At 59.7% G+C, this 17,631-nt stretch carries 20 protein-coding genes and 3 tRNA genes; 19 read left to right on the top strand and 4 right to left on the bottom strand.

The window, feature by feature from the left end; translation table 11 throughout:
- Nucleotides 1-53 precede the first annotated feature (53 nt).
- The 10 genes from AC22G1_RS08450 (at nt 54) to AC22G1_RS08405 (ending at nt 7,215) form a co-directional block, all read left to right on the top strand.
- Complete coding sequence (locus tag AC22G1_RS08450) at nt 54-527, top strand: DUF2127 domain-containing protein (protein WP_050658538.1); 474 nt, start codon at nt 54-56, stop codon at nt 525-527.
- A 48-nt stretch (nt 528-575) separates the two neighbouring features.
- Nucleotides 576-1,376 (top strand): PhzF family protein, encoded by an 801-nt coding sequence (locus tag AC22G1_RS08445; RefSeq protein WP_487316362.1) that lies wholly within the window; start codon nt 576-578, stop codon nt 1,374-1,376.
- Nucleotides 1,373-2,101, top strand: coding sequence for an SDR family oxidoreductase (locus AC22G1_RS08440; RefSeq protein ID WP_487316361.1), 729 nt, complete (start codon nt 1,373-1,375; stop codon nt 2,099-2,101). The genes AC22G1_RS08445 and AC22G1_RS08440 overlap by 4 nt, the downstream gene beginning before the upstream one ends.
- Nucleotides 2,102-2,557 (top strand): hypothetical protein, encoded by a 456-nt coding sequence (locus AC22G1_RS08435; protein ID WP_487316360.1) that lies wholly within the window; start codon nt 2,102-2,104, stop codon nt 2,555-2,557.
- Nucleotides 2,558-2,568: 11 nt separating this feature from the next.
- Entirely contained in the window at nt 2,569-3,732 is a 1,164-nt protein-coding gene (locus AC22G1_RS08430) for an alpha-hydroxy acid oxidase (RefSeq protein WP_487316359.1), read from the top strand.
- A gap of 14 nt (nt 3,733-3,746) precedes the next feature.
- Complete coding sequence (tolA, locus tag AC22G1_RS08425) at nt 3,747-4,112, top strand: TonB C-terminal domain-containing protein (RefSeq protein WP_417362497.1); 366 nt, start codon at nt 3,747-3,749, stop codon at nt 4,110-4,112.
- 68 nt (nt 4,113-4,180) lie between these two features.
- Nucleotides 4,181-4,603: a CBS domain-containing protein gene (locus AC22G1_RS08420; RefSeq protein WP_487316358.1), complete on the top strand. Its 423-nt coding sequence runs from the start codon at nt 4,181-4,183 to the stop codon at nt 4,601-4,603.
- A 173-nt stretch (nt 4,604-4,776) separates the two neighbouring features.
- On the top strand, nt 4,777-5,748 hold the full coding sequence (locus AC22G1_RS08415) for a Gfo/Idh/MocA family protein (RefSeq protein WP_487316357.1): 972 nt from the start codon (nt 4,777-4,779) through the stop codon (nt 5,746-5,748).
- Nucleotides 5,742-6,623, top strand: a complete 882-nt coding sequence (locus AC22G1_RS08410) for a serine hydrolase domain-containing protein (RefSeq protein ID WP_487316356.1) — start codon at nt 5,742-5,744, stop codon at nt 6,621-6,623. The genes AC22G1_RS08415 and AC22G1_RS08410 overlap by 7 nt, the downstream gene beginning before the upstream one ends.
- Nucleotides 6,613-7,215, top strand: coding sequence for an HD domain-containing protein (locus AC22G1_RS08405; RefSeq protein WP_487316355.1), 603 nt, complete (start codon nt 6,613-6,615; stop codon nt 7,213-7,215). Before AC22G1_RS08410 ends, AC22G1_RS08405 begins: the two co-directional genes overlap by 11 nt.
- On the opposite strand, the gene AC22G1_RS08400 is transcribed toward AC22G1_RS08405, so the two are convergent.
- From AC22G1_RS08400 to AC22G1_RS08390, 3 genes are read right to left on the bottom strand one after another with little or no spacing between them, the layout of a single operon-like run.
- Nucleotides 7,196-7,621 carry a hypothetical protein gene (locus AC22G1_RS08400; RefSeq protein WP_487316354.1) on the bottom strand — a complete coding sequence of 142 codons (426 nt, stop codon included), beginning with the start codon at nt 7,619-7,621 and terminating at the stop codon, nt 7,196-7,198. The genes AC22G1_RS08405 and AC22G1_RS08400 overlap by 20 nt on opposite strands.
- Nucleotides 7,622-7,676: 55 nt before the next feature.
- Entirely contained in the window at nt 7,677-8,282 is a 606-nt protein-coding gene (locus AC22G1_RS08395; RefSeq protein WP_487316353.1) for a riboflavin synthase subunit alpha, read from the bottom strand.
- Nucleotides 8,283-8,858, bottom strand: a complete 576-nt coding sequence (locus tag AC22G1_RS08390; protein ID WP_487316352.1) for a DNA-J related domain-containing protein — start codon at nt 8,856-8,858, stop codon at nt 8,283-8,285.
- Nucleotides 8,859-8,926: 68 nt separating this feature from the next.
- Here AC22G1_RS08390 and dacB point away from each other — a divergent pair, with 68 nt between their 5' ends.
- From dacB to AC22G1_RS08375, 3 genes are all read left to right on the top strand, one after another.
- The gene (dacB, locus tag AC22G1_RS08385; protein ID WP_487316351.1) at nt 8,927-10,342 is read left to right on the top strand and encodes a D-alanyl-D-alanine carboxypeptidase/D-alanyl-D-alanine endopeptidase; all 1,416 of its coding nucleotides are present in this window, start codon (nt 8,927-8,929) and stop codon (nt 10,340-10,342) included.
- A gap of 84 nt (nt 10,343-10,426) precedes the next feature.
- Entirely contained in the window at nt 10,427-11,791 is a 1,365-nt protein-coding gene (locus AC22G1_RS08380) for an MATE family efflux transporter (RefSeq protein WP_487316706.1), read from the top strand.
- Nucleotides 11,788-12,765, top strand: a complete 978-nt coding sequence (locus tag AC22G1_RS08375; protein WP_487316350.1) for a DUF3080 family protein — start codon at nt 11,788-11,790, stop codon at nt 12,763-12,765. Before AC22G1_RS08380 ends, AC22G1_RS08375 begins: the two co-directional genes overlap by 4 nt.
- A 42-nt stretch (nt 12,766-12,807) precedes the next feature.
- On the opposite strand, the gene AC22G1_RS08370 is transcribed toward AC22G1_RS08375, so the two are convergent.
- Nucleotides 12,808-14,376, bottom strand: a complete 1,569-nt coding sequence (locus AC22G1_RS08370) for a S8 family serine peptidase (RefSeq protein WP_487316349.1) — start codon at nt 14,374-14,376, stop codon at nt 12,808-12,810.
- A gap of 270 nt (nt 14,377-14,646) precedes the next feature.
- On the opposite strand from AC22G1_RS08370, the gene AC22G1_RS08365 reads away from it, so the two are divergent.
- The 6 genes from AC22G1_RS08365 (at nt 14,647) to AC22G1_RS08340 (ending at nt 17,626) form a co-directional block, all read left to right on the top strand.
- A tRNA-Val gene (locus tag AC22G1_RS08365) sits at nt 14,647-14,723 on the top strand.
- Between the two features lie 14 nt (nt 14,724-14,737).
- Nucleotides 14,738-14,814: transfer RNA gene (locus AC22G1_RS08360), tRNA-Val, on the top strand.
- A gap of 15 nt (nt 14,815-14,829) precedes the next feature.
- Nucleotides 14,830-14,906: transfer RNA gene (locus tag AC22G1_RS08355), tRNA-Val, on the top strand.
- Between the two features lie 147 nt (nt 14,907-15,053).
- On the top strand, nt 15,054-15,698 hold the full coding sequence (locus tag AC22G1_RS08350; protein ID WP_487316348.1) for a fused MFS/spermidine synthase: 645 nt from the start codon (nt 15,054-15,056) through the stop codon (nt 15,696-15,698).
- Nucleotides 15,695-16,573: a spermidine synthase gene (locus AC22G1_RS08345; protein WP_487316347.1), complete on the top strand. Its 879-nt coding sequence runs from the start codon at nt 15,695-15,697 to the stop codon at nt 16,571-16,573. The genes AC22G1_RS08350 and AC22G1_RS08345 overlap by 4 nt, the downstream gene beginning before the upstream one ends.
- A 123-nt stretch (nt 16,574-16,696) precedes the next feature.
- A complete protein-coding gene (locus AC22G1_RS08340; RefSeq protein ID WP_487316346.1) occupies nt 16,697-17,626 on the top strand; it encodes a chemotaxis protein in 930 nt (309 codons plus the stop codon).
- Nucleotides 17,627-17,631: the final 5 nt, after the last annotated feature.

Below are 17,631 nucleotides of genomic sequence, written 5' to 3'. Positions count from 1 at the left end.
AGCAGCAGATGCTGTGGCTATACTGCCTGCCTTGTTGATTGACCCCCTGAACTATGGCGCATTCAAAAAAAGGGCTGCGAGCGGTAGCCATGCTGGAAGCCTCCAAAGGCATACTGGCGTTGTTGGTTGCCATCGGCCTGCATACCCTGGCCGGTAAAGACGTGGCCGGGCTGATGGAAACCCTGGTGCATCGCATGCACCTGAGCCCCGACGACAAAATCACCTCCCTCTTTATGGACCACCAAGGCTGGCTGACCGGCCCCAACGTCAGCCTGTTTGCCCTGGCCGCCTTTGGCTATAGCCTTATCCGCTTTGTGGAAGCCTATGGCTTGTGGCGCAGCTACACCTGGACCGAATGGTTTGCCCTGTTGAGCGGCGCCATTTACCTGCCCTTTGAGATTTACGAGCTGTGCACCCGCCCCGGCTGGCTGAGCCTGGTGGTGTTTTTAATCAACATCGTGGTGGTGAGCTACATGGCGTTTGTGCTCAGGGAAAACAAGAAAGGCCATGACAAAACAATGCCTTGATGATAAAGGTGCCAGTAAAATCCTGGCGCTTTCAAGGACGGTTTCCCCATGCCCTACCCCCTCTTCGTGGTCGATGCCTTTACCCGCACCCGCTTTGGCGGTAACCAGGCTGCGGTAATGCCCCTGGCGGCCTGGCTGCCAGAGGCGCTGATGCAGGCCATCGCCACCGAGAACAACCTCTCCGAGACCGCCTTTGTCGTCAAAGACGATAACGGCGTTTTTCATATCCGCTGGTTTTCGCCCCTGACCGAAATCGACTTTTGCGGCCACGCCACCCTCGCCAGCGCCCATGTGCTGTTTGGCGAGAACCCACAGGCAAGCCGCTTGCGGTTTTACGCCAAGGCGGTGGGGGAGCTGGTGGTCACCAAGGGCGAAAAGGGGCTGATTGAGATGTCCTTTCCCAACCGGGCGCCTCAAGCTTGCGAGGCGCCAGCGGCGCTTTTAGCCGGCCTTGAGCCCAAGCCCCGGCAGGTGCTTAAAAACGCCCAGGCCTATTTTGCGGTGTACGGCAGCGAAGCCGAGGTGCGCGCCTTAAACCCCGACCTTGAGGCCCTTAAAGCCCTGGCCCCTTTTGATGTGGTGGCCACCGCCCCAGGCGATAACCACGATTTTGTCTCTCGCTATTTTTGGCCCGCCAATGGCGGCGCTGAAGACCCGGTAACCGGCTCCATCCACGCCGGGCTCACCCCTTACTGGGCCGAGCGCCTGGGTAAAGTGGCGCTGCACGCCTTTCAAGCCTCGGCGCGGGGCGGCGAGCTTTTTTGCCGCCTGGAGAGTGAGCGGGTGCTGGTGGCGGGTTATTGCGTCAGCTACCTCAAAGGCAGCGTAGAGCTGGGAGAGGCGCTGTGAGTAAGGTGGCCATAGTTACCGGTGCCAGCCGCGGCATTGGCGCCGCTACCGCCAAATTGCTGGCAGCCCAGGGCTACAAGGTGTGCGTTAACTACCTGAAAAACCAAGCCGCCGCCGACGCCGTAGTCGAGGCTATCCACGCCCAAGGGGGCGAAGCCATCTGCTGCCAGGCCGATGTGGCCGAGGCCAGCGAGGTAAAGCGCCTTTTTGACCAAACCGAAGCCCAGCTTGGCACCGTTACCCATCTGGTGAATAACGTTGGGGTGCTGTTCGAGCAGGCGGCCTTTAAAGATATCTCCCTGGCGCGCTTTGAAAGGGTGCTCAAAAGCAACCTGGTGAGCTGCTTTTTGTGTTGCCAAGAGGCCATCAAGCGCATGCAAACAGGGGCTATCGTCAATGTCTCATCGCTCGCCGCCCGCAGCGGCTCGCCCTTTGAATACGTTGACTACGCCACCTCCAAAGGCGCCATGGATACCCTTACCCGAGGCTTGGCCCTGGAGCTTGCCGGTAGCGGCATTCGCGTAAACGGGGTGCGCCCGGGCTTTATCGACACCGATATCCACAGCGACGGCGGCGAGCCGGGCCGGGTTGCACGCCTGGCGCCGCAGATCCCACTTCAGCGCGGCGGCACCGCCGAGGAAGTCGCAGAGGCCATAGCCTGGCTGCTTGGCGACGCCGCCGCTTATGTAACAGGGAGCTTTATTGATGTGGCAGGAGGACGCTAAGTGATTACGGCAGAACGCTTTTTTAGTTGGTTTTGGAAGGCGCTGGCCATCTTTTTGGTTTTAAATCTGGGCCGCCACGCCCTCTCTGCGCTGAGCCATAGCTCCGACGACACCGCTGCCACCTTTGTCTCTTATGTACAGCAGCACCTTAAGGGCGTTCCCAAACCGTTCTCCTCGGTCAAGGTGGTGAAAGACCCCGGCGGCGCCGGAGTGCTGGTCAATTTCACTCTCAAACCCGAGGCAGTAGATGCCGAGCAGCAGCTGAGCGACACGGCTCTGCGGCAGCTGATGGCGCGTTTTTTCGGCATTGGCAACTTGCGGTATTTAATCGATGACGGCGCCTATCTGGTGGTGGCCTTTAATGCCCCCGACGGTCACAACTTGCGCCGCGTCATCTACTCGCCGTCAAATTTTCGTGGTTATCGGGAGTTGCCCCCGCCTGAGCCTTCGCACTGAAAGGAGTATTCATGGCCGTTATCACCTGTATCGAGGATTTAAAACGCATCTACCGGCGCCGCGTGCCCAAGATGTTTTATGACTACGCCGAGTCCGGCAGCTACACCGAGCAAACCTTTCGCGACAACTGTGATGATTTCGCCCGCATTCGCCTCAAGCAAAAAGTGGCGGTGGATATGTCTGGGCGCAGCACCCAAAGCCAGATGCTGGGCCAAAAGGTAACCATGCCGCTGGCCCTAAGCCCGGTGGGCATGACCGGCATGCAGTGCGCCGACGGCGAGATAAAAGCAGCCCGCGCCGCCGAAAAATTTGGCGTGCCCTACACCCTCTCCACCATGTCGATTTGCTCCATCGAAGACGTGGCCGCCCACACCCAGCAGCCGTTTTGGTTTCAGCTCTACGTAATGCGCGACCAGGACTTTTTGGCGGCCATTATCGAGCGCGCCAAAAAGGCCGGTTGCTCGGCGCTGGTGCTGACCCTTGATTTACAGATCCTCGGCCAGCGCCACAAAGACCTTAAAAATGGCCTCTCGGCGCCACCAAAACTCACCCTGCCGACCATGCTCAACCTCGCCACCAAATGGGGCTGGGGCCTACAAATGCTGCAAACCAAGCGGCGCTTTTTCGGCAATATCGTCGGCCACGCCAAAGGGGTAACCGATGCCTCGTCCCTGATGAGCTGGACCGCCGAGCAGTTCGACCTCAAGCTCGACTGGGACAAAATTGCCGCTATCCGCGACATGTGGGGCGGCAAACTCATTCTCAAGGGCATCCTCGATGAAGAAGACGCCCGCCGCGCCGCCGATTTTGGCGCCGATGCCATCATCGTTTCCAACCACGGCGGCCGCCAGTTGGACGGGGCGCTGTCGAGCATTCGCATGTTGCCGGCCATCATCGAGGCGGTGGGCGGCAAAACCGAGGTGTATCTCGATTCCGGCATACGCTCCGGCCAGGACATCCTCAAGGCCATGGCCCTGGGAGCCGACGGCTGCATGGCCGGGCGCGCCTATATCTATGGCCTGGGGGCCATGGGCGAAGCGGGGGTCAGCAAAGCGCTTGAGGTGATGCACAAGGAGCTGGATATCTCCATGGCCCTTTGCGGTGAGCGCCAGCTAAGCGAGATTGGCCGCAAAAACCTGTTGATACCCAAAGGCTTTTTTAACGCTTACGAGTAATAAGGATAAATGCAGTGAAAAGGATATTACTGCCGGCCTTACTGGCCCTTGCCGGGTGCAGCGAGCAGCCCGAGCCCCAAGCCTGCCAGGGATTGGCAGCCTGCGCCGCCCAAATGCAGCAGCGAGTGGTAAGCCACGCCGACTGGGTTTGCCATCCGGAGCTGGCCCAATATCTGGTGGTGGTGACGGTGCGCCTTGATCGTCAGGGCCAGGCCCTCGGCCTTGATGTCAGCCACAGTAGCGGCAACAGCATGGTGGATAACCAATCGCTGGAAGCCGTGCAGCAAAGCCTGCCACTTTATGAGGTCAGTAGCCTAAGCGATGCCGATTTTGCTGAGGCGTCCGAGATAAACTTCACCTTTGCCGGTCTCGACAGATAAGGATTTGCGCCAGATCAGCACCTTGCCTGGCAGGCTATGCTGAACTGGCGTTTTCAAGGAGCCAAACCATGCAAACCGCCGCCGACATCATGACCAAAAACTTGGTCACCCTGCCGCTGACCGCCAGCCTCAAAGACGCTCACGCCATTACCCGCGACAAAGGCATTCGCCACCTGCCCATCATGGAAGGCGAGCAGTTCGTGGGTATGCTCACCCAAAAACGGATGATGGCCGCCGTTATCAACCTGCTGGCCACCTATGGCGCCAACGCCCTGGAGCGCCGCGAGGGGCAAACCCCGGTGCGCGAGCTGGTGGAGGTGGATTGCGCCACCGTTACCCCCGACACCCCGCTGCTGGCCGTCACCGATTTCTTTCTCAAACACCGCCACGGCTGCCTGCCGGTGGTCGATGAAAACGGCAAGCTGGTGGGCATGCTCACCTCGTCGGATTTTGTGCGCCTGTGCCGAAACTTACTGGCAAGCCTTGCCTGACTTTACCCCCAAAGCCCGAAATGCCAGGGTAGAAGTCTTTGATTTGGCAAGGAAGCGCCCGCCTTGGCTCGCTGCCACCCGGCACGCCTGCGCCGCCGCCCACGCCATCCTGACTTTACCCCGGCCATGCCAAGGCGTTAGGGTGTGGCCACCTTTGACATAAGGAGCATGCCATGCTGCGTTTCGGCGTTCTCAGCACTGCCAAGATTGGCCATAAATTCGTGCTGCCGGCCATTAACAAATCCCCCCTTTGCACCCTGATGGCCGTTGCCAGCCGCGATATGGGCAAAGCCCAGCAATACGCGGCCCAGCAGGGTGCCCGCTTTGCCTTTGACAGCTACCAAGCGCTGCTGGCAAGCCCCGAGGTGGATGCGGTTTACATTCCCCTGCCCACTCACATGCACGTTGAATGGACCTTAAAAGCCCTGGCCGCTGGCAAGCATGTGCTGGTGGAAAAGCCCATGGCGCTTAAAGCCGAAGAAATTGACGCCATCATGGACGCCGCCGAGAAGGCCGGTAAACAGGTGATGGAAGCCTTTATGATTGCCTTTCACCCCCAATGGGACTGGGTAAAAGAACTGCTGGCGGCCAACAAACTTGGCCGCATTTACAAGGCCAGCGGCCACTTCACCTACTTCAACAAAAAAGACGGGGATTTTCGTAACAGCCCAGAAATGGGCGGCGGCGGCCTGCGTGATGTAGGGGTCTACCCAATCATTGCCGGGCGCATGGCGCTAGGCGAGCCAAGGCTTATCGACGCCCATATGGAGCTGGACCCTGACTACGGCATTGACCGCTTTGTGGATTTCAACCTCGACTTTAACGGTGCCCGGGCCAATTTTTACTGCGGCACCCAGCTTGAACGCTGCCAGGGCATGAGCATTCACGGCGAGCTTGGCCGCATCGAGATGAACGCGCCCTTTAACCCCATGGACGGCCCCCACGGCGCCAAGGTGGATTTTTACACCGACAAAGCCAGCCATTGCGAGACCCGCTTTTTTGGCAACAGCGACCATTACCTCAATATGATCAATCACTTTTGTGAGGTCATTAGCGGCGAAGCCTCGCCCCGGCTCACCCTGGCCGACTCCCGCGCCAACCAGCAGGTGGTAGACACCATTTTTGCCCAGGCCAGCAGGTGCTAAGCCTGGCGTTGGCCGCCCCCCTTAGCCTGGACGGCGGCCCCCGGCCTTTTGCCGGGGTAGTACTGGTGGCCAAGGGCCGGGACATAACCTTTAGCCAGGGCGATATCGACCGCCCCTATGTGGTGGGCTCGGTCAGCAAGCAGCTCACCGCTGCCCTGGTGCTGCAAGGGGTAGACGATGGCCTTTGGCAACTGGACGACCCCATAGGCCGCTACCTTCCAACCCTGCCGCCCTGGAAAGGGCAAGTCACTTTAAAGATGTTGCTGAGCCACAGCAGCGGCGTGGTGGCGCCAGACAAACCCCTGGCCTTTGCCCCCGGCAGCCAGTTTCGCTACTCAAACCTGGGTTACCAGTTGCTGGCCAAAGCCCTGGCCCGGGTGCGCGCCAAGCCCTTTAGCCGTTTGCTTGCCGGCCTTTATCGCCAGTGCGCCATGCTGGGCGGCAAGCCAATTGAAGGCTTTGAGGAACAACCCGACGGCGTGCTGGCGCCGGTTGATACCCTGGCCCTGATGCCAAACGACCTTGCCTCAGGCACCATGGTGGCCAGCGCCCGTGATTTATGGCACTGGAACCTGTGCCTGCACCAGTCGCCGCTTTTGAGCCGCGCCAGCTACACCGCCATGACCACCGCCTGGCAGCAGCGCCCCTATCGCTGGGGGCCCATGGGTTACGGTTTTGGCTTGCAGCTTAAGGGCAGCGAAGCCAGCCACAGCGGTTACCTGCCGGGGTACGAATCGCTGCTGAGCTTCAATAAGGGCCAGAGCCTGGTGGTGCTGGAGAACGTCTCCTGGCAGCTCGGCGATATCGGCAGGGCTTTTTATTACGAAGATGCGCTAAGAAATACCCTCAGCGCCGAGGACAATCATGGAACTTAACAGCCGCTGGCTCACGCGCTTCCCAGAGGGCCAAGGGGCCTTTGACGCGCTTTTCGCCCACTACAGCGAGCCCCATCGCGCCTACCACAGCCTTGAGCATATCCGCCATTGCCTGGCGCTTTTTGACGAGGTAAAAGCCGAACTTGCCGACCCGGACGCCATTGAGCTGGCGCTGTGGTTTCATGACGTGATTTACGACCCCAAAGCCAAGGACAACGAAGCCCAAAGCGCGCTGTGGGCCAAGACCTGTTTGGCCGAGTTGGGGGAAGAGGAAGCGCTTGGCGACAAGGTAGCAAGGCTGGTGCAGCTCACCGCGCACCCGGCGGTGCCGCAAAGCCCGGACGAAGGCCTATTGCTGGACATCGATTTGGCCATTCTTGGCGCAGAGCCCGCCGCCTTTGAGCGCTACGAGCAGCAAATTCGCCAGGAATACCGGCATGTGCCGAGCCTGTTGTACAAGGTGGGCCGCAGCAAGGTGCTTAAATCCATCGCCCGGGCCCCGAGGCTTTATCACAGTGAGGTGTTTTACCAGCGCTTTGAGAAACAGGCCCGGGCCAACCTGGCCAAGGCCATCAAGCGGTCGTGGCAATAACGGCGCCGCTGGCACCGCCATTGTTTTTGCGATTAGCCTCCGCCAGTTGGCTGTAAGCGTCCATCAGGGCGCCTTGCACCTGATTGAGCTGCTGGCTTAGCGCATCCAACTGCTGGGCCTTGGCGTCAGGGTCCATGTCTTTGCTTTGCAGCGCCTGGATCTGCTGTTGCAGCTCCTTGGCCTGCTTTTGCAGCTCTTTAATGTGCTGCTTGAGCTGGGCCAGAGGGTCGTTGGCGTCCGCTTTGTTTTGTGCTTCCTGCTGCTCACGGGCCTTGGCGGTGGTTTTCGCCATGGGGTTCTCAAGGTGCACCTCGTCAGACCCGTTGCTTTGGCTGGTGCTCTCGCTGGCACTGGCACTGCCGGTCAGATTGAGGTTGCTGTTGAGGCGGTCGGAAATGGACAACATCAGTCAACTCCTTTTAGCTGCGCTGCCCTTGGTATCGACCCACAGCCACAATCCTTTAGCGTGATGCCAGCACCCGCTCAACGGTATCCACTATGGCCTGGGTTTGCGGGTCAATCTCGATGTTAATGGCATCGCCCACCACCTTGGCGCCGAGGGTGGTGCGGGCCAGGGTTTCAGGAATGAGGTTGACCTCGAAGCCGTCGGGGTGCAGATCGCCTACCGTCAACGAAATGCCGTCCACCCCGATATAGCCCTTATGCAGCACGTATTTTCGCCAAGGCGCCGGCAGCACAAAGCGCAGGGTGCGGTTGTCGGGGCTGTCTTTTATCTCGGTCAGCTCTGCCACACAGTGGATATGGCCCGACATACTATGCCCGCCAATCTCGTCGCCAAAGCGGGCGGCCCGCTCCAGGTTGACCTCACAGCCGGGGCTTAGCTCACCCAGGTTGGTGACCTTGAGGGTTTCTTTGATGAGATCGAACGACACCTCGTTACCCTTCACCTCGGTAACCGTCAGGCAGCAGCCGTTGTGGGCCACTGAGGCGCCAAGCTCCAGGCCGCCCAGCAGTTCGTCGGGAAAGCGCACCACATGGGTTCGAAAATCGGTTTTGTCGGTAACCGCCACCAGTTGGCCTTTACCTTGAACAATGCCGGTAAACATTCAGGCTCCTTTGCCACGCAGCCGCGCCAGTTGCTCAAAGGCGCGGCGGATACGGATAAAGTCCTGGCAATTGCCGCCCTTGTCGGGATGATGCTGCGCTGCCAGGGACCGGTACTGGCGCCTGATCATACGCCAGTCGGCGTTTTCATCCAGCCCTAAATCCTCAAGGGCCTGAGACTGGTGCTCAAGGGCGTCGTAGCGGCGCCAAAAGCCTTTCAATAAGGCTTCCACTTCCTCGGCGCCGGTGTTGTCGAACTCTTGCCAATCGAGGTAATAGCTAGCCAAAGGGTCGCTAAGGGTCAGCCCTTGGCCCTCGCCTTGGCCAAGGCTTGGTTGCAGTTGAATGTGCATGGCGCTGATGCCAAGGCCCCAGCCGTCTTCGGCCAGTTGCTGGCGAAGGCCATAGAGGCAATTCATCAGCGCAAAGTGGCGGCGAAAAAGGCCCAAGTCTCCCCCCACATCGATTTGCACCAAGAAGGGATGTTCGGCCAGGGATTTGAGTAGCTCGTACTCGCTGATGCCCTCGGGGTGTTCGGACAGGCGGGCCAGTACGTCGCTGTTCAGGGGATTATCCATGGCGCCACATTACCATGAGGGCTTTTAACATGGCATCATGGCCCGGCACCCAAAAGGATTGATTATTCATGCGTTATTGCCTGCCCTTTCTGTTAGGTCTGCTCTCCTTTCAAAGCCTGTCGGCCGACTGGCAAAGCCTTTTGAGCCAGCGCCCTGCCGGCAGCCAGGTGGCGCTTATCGTCAAACCATTGGGGCAGGGTCATTTGAGCATAGAGCACAATGCCGACCTGCTACTGCCCCCGGCCAGTACCCAAAAGCTGTTCACGGCGCTGGCCGCCGAGCTGACCTTGGGGGACGATTTTCGCTTTGACACCCGCCTTGAAGGCCGTGGCCAACCGGTAAGCGGCGCTTGGCAGGGGGATCTGCGCCTGGTGTTTAGCGGCGCCCCCGATTTAAGCCGCGCCCAGTTGGTGGAGATGCTCCAGGCGCTCAAGGGCCAGGGCATTCGCAAGATAAGCGGCGACCTGCTTTTGGATGGCAGCGCCTTCGGCGGCTACGAGCGCGGCCCCGGCTGGCCCTGGGACAACCTGGGGGTGTGCTACAGCGCCCCGGCCTCCAGCCTGACCCTGGCCCATAACTGCGTGGCGGCAAGCCTTAGCGTGCAAAAGCCAGGAGAGGCCGCCCGCTTTTACGTGCCGCCCTTCCAACCGGTGCAGGTGAGCAGCGAGGTCGAGGTGGTCAGCCCAGCCCAGCAGCAGCAAAACCTTTGCCAGTTAGAGTTGCAGCGCGGCCCACAAAACCACTACCAGCTAAGCGGCTGCGTCACCGACGAGCGCGAGGTCTGGCCGCTCAATTTCGCTGTGAGCGACACCAGCGCTTACATCAGCGATGTGCTCAAAGACGAGCTAAAACGCAACGGCATCCACCTTGGCGGCCAGATAAAACGCCAAGACAGCGCCAAAGGCCACTGGCAGCCGCTGGCGGTGGTGCATTCCAAACCGCTACCCAAATTGCTCGAACATATGCTGCGGGCCTCTGACAACCTCTACGCCGACAACTTCGCCAAAACCCTGGGCCGTGCTCCCGGCCAGCCGGGCAGCTTTGCCCTTGGGGTGCGGGCGGTGAAAAAGGCCCTGGCCGAGCACCTGGGGCTGAGCTTGCAACCGGCCACCTTGGTGGACGGCTCGGGGCTCTCAAGAGACAACCTGGTGAGCGCCAGAGAACTGGCTGGCGCCCTTCAATACCTTGCCAGCCACCCGCAGATGGCGGTGTACCAGGGGCTGCCGGTGGCCGGTGTCAGCGGCACCTTGAAGTTTCGCCACAGCCTCACCCGCCCGCCCCTTAAGGGCAATATCAAGGCCAAAAGCGGCACCCTTAACGGCAGCAGCAACCTGGCCGGCTTTTTTACCGGCGCCTCCGGCGAGCGTTATCTGTTTGTGTTGATGAGCTCCAGCCTGTCGCTGGGCGACGACAGCGAAGTGGCCCAAGACACCATGACCCGCTATGAAAGGGCCCTGTTGGAGGGGCTCTACCAGGCCGGTTAAAACAATCTGCCATTGGCGGCATTTGCGCCGCCAATGGCATACAATGCCCGCCAGTTTGTTCTACCGGTCCGGATATCCCTTTTTATGTTCAAGGAAATGGGGCGCTTAACCCGTCTTGCCTCGCCCATTCTGATTGCCCAGCTGTCCCAAACCCTGATGAGCTTTGTCGATACGGTGATGGCCGGCCAAGTAAGCGCCGACGACATGGCCTCGGTTGCGGTGGGCGCCAGCCTGTGGTGGCCGATGGCGCTCTTTGTGCTGGGTATCTGCATGGCCCTGACCCCCATGGTGGCCAACCACCACGGCGCCAAGGACGACGGCGCCATTGCCCCCATAGTGCAGCAAGGGGCCTGGCTGACCCTTGGCATTACTGCGCTCATTATCCTGCTGGCGCCCCTCACCCCCTGGATACTGGCAAAAATGGCGGTGGCACCGGCCATGGCTGAAAAAACCACGCTCTATATCTATTTTGTCTGCGCTGGCCTGCCAGCCTTTGCGCTCTACAACAGCCTTCGCAACTTTGTCGAAGGCATGAGCCACACCATTCCCACCATGGTCATTGGCTTTTTAGGGCTGTTGGTGAATATTCCTGCCAACTATGTGTTTATCCACGGCCTCTTTGGCCTGCCGGCCCTGGGCGGCGCCGGCTGTGGCCTGGCCACCGCGCTGGTGATGTGGTTTATGCTGCTGGCGATTTGGCTCTATACCGTTATCACCCAGCGCTTTAACCACATTGGCCTTTATAAAAAGCTCTATTGGCCGGATTTTTCGGTGATCCTGCACCTGGCCAAGATAGGTATTCCCATTGCATTGGCCTTCTTTTTCGAGGTGAGCTTGTTTGCTCTGGTTGCGTTGCTCATCGCCCCTTTGGGCAGCGTGGTGGTGGCCGGTCATCAAATCGCCATCAACTTTAGCTCGATGATCTTCATGTTCCCCATGAGCCTGGCCCTGGCGGTCACCATTCGGGTGGGCCACACCATGGGCGAAGGCCACCCGGCGGCGGCCCGCACCAGTTGCTACGCCGGGTTTGTGCTGGGGGTGGCGGTGGCCCTGACCACCTGCGTGCTGACGGTGATGTTCTCCAAGTACATCATCACCATCTACTCTGACGACGCCGCAGTACTGGCCCTGGCCGGGCACCTGATATTACTGGCCGCCATTTATCAAATCCCCGATGCCTTCCAGGTAGTGGCCGGCGGCGCCCTTCGCGGTTACAAGGACACCAAGGCGCTGTTTTTCATCACCTTTGTGGCCTACTGGGTGATAGGGCTACCGCTCGGTTACACCCTTGGCCTCACCGACCTTCTCTTCCCGGCCATGGGCGCTTCTGGCTTTTGGATAGGCTTTATCGCCGGTTTGAGCTCTGCCGCCATCATGCTGGTGCTGCGGGTAAGGGTACTGCACCGCCGTAACGCCCAGGCCCAGATCCCCCTTGAGGTGGTCACGTGAAATGGCTCGGGCTGTTAGCAGCGCTGCTGCTGGCAGCCTGCTCGCCGCGCCCCGATGTGCTGGCCGATTATCCGGCGCGTCTGGCGCGGGTGCTGGGCGCAGAAGCCCCCCAAATCAACCCGCCGCTGCTGGCAAAAGGCGGTGGCCGCCAATGGGCATTGGCGGTGCCAGAGGTGACAGTCAACCTCAAGCAGGGTTATGCCCTTCGCCACTGCGATATCTTGGGGCTGATTGGCGAGCGCAACGCCCCTTTGGGGAAAACCGCGCCGCCGTCCCAGCGCTTTTTGTATGAGCTCAAGTTGCTAAGCGCCCTGAGTCAGTGCCACAGCGACGACCCAGAGCTGGCCGCCCTGATTAGCCAACTGGTGGCCGAGAAAAAAGCCAGCCTGCCGCTGGTGGCCTGGCGCCTTGTCAGCGACGACGAGGCCTTTAAAGCCAACTGGCGCTTTGACCACAGCGCCATGGACTTTGCCGGTACCGCATCGGCCCAAACCCTTTTTTTGGATATCAGCGCCTTGCTGCAGGCGCCGGATGAAAAGCGCATGGCCCGCCTCGAAGAGGCCCTTGGCCAATTTGAGAATGACCGCATCCTGGCCCGCCTAAACCAGCACTTGAGCGACGCCAGGGTCTATCTCGATAGCGTCAGCGACCTGATTGAGCGCCACGGTGACAAGCTGGTGTGCGTGAACGGCCGGCCCGGCAGCCAGGCCAAAGCGGTGCGGGATTTTTTCTTCAGCTATTACGGCAAGCAGGTTCAGCCCTACCTGGGTGAGCTGGTGGCGGCAGACCGCGCCCTAAAAGGCGCCTTGTGGCCGCTTATCAGCGCCCTGCCCCACCCGGCCGACCCCAACATTGCCTATCTGGCCGCCGACACGCCGCAAAGCTTAAGTGGCCAGTTTCACCAGGCCCTTAGGCGCCATACCCAGGCTTGGCAGCAGCTCTTGGGCCGCTGCGGCTTAAGGCCGGGGCAATAAAAAACGCCACCCGAAGGTGGCGTTTTACCGTCGCGGCTTGTGTTATTTTTTGCCGCCTTTACCGCCGCCCTTGCCGCCGCCAGGGGTGCCGCCGGTGTCGCCGGTGTCGCCACCGGTGCCACTACCGCCACAGGCGTTGGCTTCCAAGTAATCGTATGCCGCCTTGGCCTGCACCAGGCCGTAACCGAAGTAGTCATCCCGCCCAGCCGCGCCCAGATCTTCAGCGGTTGCATCCAGGGCGTTACGAATGTCGGCGGCGGTGCAGCTCGGATAATGGCTCCACACCAAGGCCGCCACCCCAACCACGTGAGGCGTGGCCATGGAGGTGCCGTCGTAGTAGGCGTAGTTGCCGGGCTCGATGGCAACGGTGGCGCTCTGGCCAAGCTTGGCCAGCATGGCAGCGCCATCGGCGGCGCTTACCCCCACAGACGGAATGCTGGTGGTGACATCGCCCAAGGTGCCGCTTAAGGCGCCCGGCTCGTTGTTGTAGATGATGGCGCCAACGCCGCCGCCGTTTTCACAGGCCAGTACCTTATCGGCAAAGCTGATGGCGCCGCGCGCAATTAGGCAAACCTGGCCAGGCGCGCTACAGGTGCTCTCGCCGGTGCCGCAATCACTAAGGGCAGCGGTGACGGTGGCAACGGGCGAGCCTTCCATGCCGAGGGCGGCAAAATCACTGCCGCCAACGGTGGTGCTGGCCACCAGGGCGGTGCCCATGGGCACGGTTGAGAGCACGCCAACGCCGGGAGCCGACAGCTCAACCTGGCTGGTGCGCTGGGAGAAATCGGCGTGGGCCTTGTTCTCGTCAATGGCGGCAACCGAGATAACCGAGTCGTAAGAAGCCGGATAAGAGTGGCGGGTGTTGCCGTCGTTACCAGCGGCGGCCACGCTCAGCACGCCATTGGCGTAAGCATTGGCAAAGGCTCTGTCCTCGGTGCGGCTTTTCACGCTGCCGCCAAGGCTCATGTTGATGACGTTGGCGCCCGCCGCCACGCATTTATTCAAGGCGGTAACCAGGGAAGACGAATAGGCCCAACCGTCGGCACCGAACACTTTGACAATGTGCAGTTTGAGGGTGGCACTGGGGTTGACCCCCACCACCCCGACGCTGTTACCGCCATAGGCGGCAATGGTGCCGGCAACGTGGGTGCCGTGGTGGTTTTCGTCGGTGTACCACCAGCCGGTGCCGGCATCATACTCGCCGTCCACATCGTTCTGGGACAAGTCTTCATGGGCGACATCGTAGCCGGAGTCGATGATACAAACGGTGCGGTTGCTGGCCATGGCGTCGGTCACCAGGGGCGCCTGCACCATGTCGATGCCGTAAGGCACCACTTGGGCCAGCGGGTAACGCTTGGCGTCTGGCTCCACAAAGTCCACGTTGGGGTTGTTTTGAATGCCTTTTAAGGCCTGGGCCGGTAGCTCCATGGCGACGGCGTTTTGGGCGCTAAGTTGCAGTTTGACCTTACCGCCAAGGCCCTTGGCGGCAGACATCACCTGCGGGCCCTTACCTTCTTTAAAGGTGACGATATAGCGCTCGTCGCCGTGGGCGGCCCCCATCAGGGCCAGAGATACGGCAACCGCAAGCGGCGCGACATGATTGCTCTTCATGAAATGGCTTCCTCGTTATGGTTTTATAAGCCAGTCCGTCGGCGTCCCTCTTCCTAGTGCAAGCAGTATGGCATTAACCAAAATAAACCTTTAGTTAACATTTACAAAACAAATAGCGCATTTACGGGACGAGCGCGAAGGCGCTGAACAACTTTTGCCAAGGCCGCTGCATAAAAGCTCGCCAAACAACCGCTTGGCTACGCTTTTGCACTTGCCGCCATCCGGGGGCATCGCTATTATTGGCGTCCGTTCCAGCCTGTGGCTGGCAGTACACCCGTAGCTCAGTTGGTTAGAGCACTACCTTGACATGGTAGGGGTCGGTGGTTCGAGTCCACTCGGGTGTACCAACATTCAGACGTGTACACCCGTAGCTCAGTTGGTTAGAGCACTACCTTGACATGGTAGGGGTCGGTGGTTCGAGTCCACTCGGGTGTACCAAAAATTCAGATGTATACACCCGTAGCTCAGTTGGTTAGAGCACTACCTTGACATGGTAGGGGTCGGTGGTTCGAGTCCACTCGGGTGTACCAGATCGCAAAAGCCCCGCTCAATGAGCAGGGCTTTTTGTTTACCAAAGATTGCGCTCTAGCGATGTAAACCTACCCTTTGTGGCCTGGGGCTGGATCTCGGCGGTGAATTGTTAGACAAATAGGCTTTGCCGTTTACCTGCGAGCCACATGGACAGTACAGCCCCGCCCCCCGTTACCACCTTTGAGCCCGTCAACCTGTTGGTGTTTATCCTCGCCTTTACCAGCGGCTTTTCCATCATGGCAGTGGAGCTGCTGGGGGGGCGGATCCTTGCGCCCTACTTTGGCTCCAGCATCTATGTGTGGGGATCGGTTATCACCGTCTTTATGGTGGCGCTCTCTCTTGGCTACCTGATCGGTGGCAGGCTGTCGCTGCACCGGCCAAGCCTTGGCCGCTACGGCCTCTTTTACGCCTTATCGGCCCTGGCACTGCTGCCCATCGTACTCTTTGGCGAGACCATCATGGCGGCGGTGTTCCTCAAGGTCACCGATCCGCGCTACGGCTCGCTGTTGGCGGCAACGGCGCTTTTTTTACTGCCCACCATCCTTTTAGGCATGATTGCCCCCTACTCGGTGCGCCTGTTGGTGCAAAACTCGCAGCACAGCGGCCAGGTGGCAGGCTTTTTGTATTTTGTCTCCACCCTCGGCAGCGCCCTTGGCACCCTGGCTACCTCCTTTTACCTAGTGCTGTGGTTTGAGGTAGACACCATCATGCTGACCCTGGTGGGCATGCTGTTGCTGGGGGCCCTTGCCGCCTTTGCCGGGCACCTGCGTTTTAAGAGGTTTTATCTATGAGGCTGCTAACCCTGCTGCTGTCTGCCTTTGCCGCCAGCACCTATGCCAAAACGGTGCATCAGGAACGCTCCTTGTACCAAAACATCTCGGTGGTGGAGCAAAACGGCCGCCGCTGCCTGGTGTTTGCGGCGGTGCGCGGCGATCAAAACCAAACCTGCCAGTATCTGGACCACAGCCAGAAACTGGTGTTTCCCTATGTGCGCATGGTGCTGGCCGGGTTACTGGTTAACCCAGAGCCTCAAAAAATCTTGATGGTGGGCCTTGGCGGCGGCTCGGTGCCGACGGTGCTGCGCCGGCTCTACCCCAATGCCAGCATCGATATCGTCGAGATAGACCCAGCAGTGGAGAAAGTGGCCAAAACCTATTTCGGTTTTGAAGAAGACCCAAAAATGCAGGTCAAGGTGAGCGATGCCCGGGTCTTTATCAAAAGGGCGCAGCTGCAAAAAGCCCAATACGACTTGGTGATCCTCGATGCCTTTAACGGCGATTACATCCCCGAACACCTGATGACCCAGGAGTTTTTACAAGAAACCCGCACGCTTTTGGGCAATAACGGCGTGTTGGTGGCCAACACCTTTTCCACCAGCAAGCTCTACGACCATGAATCGGCCACCTACCGCCAGGTATTCGGGCCCTTTTTTAACTTCAAGATGGACAACACCCAAAACCGGGTGGTGATCGCCACCACTGCCCCATTGCCCAGTAAAGCCACCTTGCAGCAGCGGGCGGCGGCCTTAGCCGAGCGCCTGGCCCCTTTTGGGGTGGCTATCGAGGATTACCCGCCAGCCCTTAGCACCGCCACCGACTGGGATACTGGCGCCCGTATCCTTACCGATCAGTACTCGCCGGCCAATTTGTTGCAGCGCCAGGAATAGTATTGTGCCGGGTGAATTGTGTTTTCCTGATATTTGGTCGCCTATTTGCTTGGCAGGGCACGGTATACTGCAACTAACACCACCGCGCGCAAGCTGGCGTCACCATCCAAGGGCACTCTTACCATGAGAAATGGCAGTCAACAGTCTCAAGGGCTTCTTCTTTTCAATCTGAACGAGCGTCAGACCTTTGCCCTGGGCACCCTCAAGGTGCGGGAAATTGTGCCCTACCAGCCGCTGACCATCATTCCCAAGTCCCACCCCACGGTGCTGGGATCGGCACCTATTCGCGGCAACCCCATTCCGGTTATCGACATGGCCGGCGCCGTGGGTTACCGGCCCATCCAGCCGGATGAGCAGCAGCGATGCTTTATCATCGTTACCGATTGCCAGCGCCAAACCGTGGGCTTTATGGTGCGCAAGGTCGATAGGATCATGGAGAGCAACTGGAAAGAAATTTCCCCGGCGCCCAAGTCGGCCGGTAAGAACATTTTCGTCTCGGGGGTGACCCATTTTGAAGGCAAGATGGTGCAGCTTTTGGATATCGAGATGCTGCTGTCGCACATTTTCCCGCCGCCGGCCGACCACCTCTACGCCCAGATAAGCGCTGCCGAGCAGGCCCAGCTTCGCGGCCACCGCATCCTGGTGGTGGACGACTCGGCCGTGGCCCGCAAGCAGCTGAGCGATGCCCTTCGCCACGTGGATGTGCCCTTCGAGTTTTGTGGTGACGGCGCCCATGCCTTGCAGCTGATGCGCGAGGCGGCGGCAGCGGGCAACCCCTTTGAGATCCTGGTGAGCGACATCGAAATGCCGGGCCTCGATGGCTACGAGCTGACCTTCGAGGTCAGGGACGATAGCAAACTCAAGGGCTGCTACATCATCCTGCATACCTCGCTTTCCAGCGACATCAGTGTCGACAAAGCACACCAGGTTGGCGCCAATGAGGCACTGACCAAGTTTGAAGCCGCCGAGCTTATTCATGGCATGCTGCGCGGCGCCCAGCACGTAGAAGACGGCAACGTCATCCCCGGCGTTGCCAGCAAGCTGGTGACCTAATCCCC

This window comes from Gallaecimonas zhanjiangensis (genome assembly GCF_057624825.1).
Note: the sequence above shows the minus strand (reverse complement) of the source record. Positions and strands in the feature narration are given on the sequence as shown.

What these genes read in the sequence shown, in the direction of transcription:
- AC22G1_RS08450 (WP_050658538.1), top strand. Translation starts at nt 54, where the DNA reads ATGGCGCATTCAAAAAAAGGGCTGCGAGCGGTAGCCATGCTGGAAGCC.
- AC22G1_RS08445 (WP_487316362.1), top strand. Translation starts at nt 576, where the DNA reads ATGCCCTACCCCCTCTTCGTGGTCGATGCCTTTACCCGCACCCGCTTT.
- AC22G1_RS08430 (WP_487316359.1), top strand. Translation starts at nt 2,569, where the DNA reads ATGGCCGTTATCACCTGTATCGAGGATTTAAAACGCATCTACCGGCGC.
- AC22G1_RS08420 (WP_487316358.1), top strand. Translation starts at nt 4,181, where the DNA reads ATGCAAACCGCCGCCGACATCATGACCAAAAACTTGGTCACCCTGCCG.
- AC22G1_RS08415 (WP_487316357.1), top strand. Translation starts at nt 4,777, where the DNA reads ATGCTGCGTTTCGGCGTTCTCAGCACTGCCAAGATTGGCCATAAATTC.
- AC22G1_RS08405 (WP_487316355.1), top strand. Translation starts at nt 6,613, where the DNA reads ATGGAACTTAACAGCCGCTGGCTCACGCGCTTCCCAGAGGGCCAAGGG.
- AC22G1_RS08400 (WP_487316354.1), bottom strand. Translation starts at nt 7,621, where the DNA reads ATGTTGTCCATTTCCGACCGCCTCAACAGCAACCTCAATCTGACCGGC.
- AC22G1_RS08395 (WP_487316353.1), bottom strand. Translation starts at nt 8,282, where the DNA reads ATGTTTACCGGCATTGTTCAAGGTAAAGGCCAACTGGTGGCGGTTACC.
- AC22G1_RS08390 (WP_487316352.1), bottom strand. Translation starts at nt 8,858, where the DNA reads ATGGATAATCCCCTGAACAGCGACGTACTGGCCCGCCTGTCCGAACAC.
- dacB (WP_487316351.1), top strand. Translation starts at nt 8,927, where the DNA reads ATGCGTTATTGCCTGCCCTTTCTGTTAGGTCTGCTCTCCTTTCAAAGC.
- AC22G1_RS08380 (WP_487316706.1), top strand. Translation starts at nt 10,427, where the DNA reads ATGTTCAAGGAAATGGGGCGCTTAACCCGTCTTGCCTCGCCCATTCTG.
- AC22G1_RS08370 (WP_487316349.1), bottom strand. Translation starts at nt 14,376, where the DNA reads ATGAAGAGCAATCATGTCGCGCCGCTTGCGGTTGCCGTATCTCTGGCC.
- AC22G1_RS08350 (WP_487316348.1), top strand. Translation starts at nt 15,054, where the DNA reads ATGGACAGTACAGCCCCGCCCCCCGTTACCACCTTTGAGCCCGTCAAC.
- AC22G1_RS08345 (WP_487316347.1), top strand. Translation starts at nt 15,695, where the DNA reads ATGAGGCTGCTAACCCTGCTGCTGTCTGCCTTTGCCGCCAGCACCTAT.
- AC22G1_RS08340 (WP_487316346.1), top strand. Translation starts at nt 16,697, where the DNA reads ATGAGAAATGGCAGTCAACAGTCTCAAGGGCTTCTTCTTTTCAATCTG.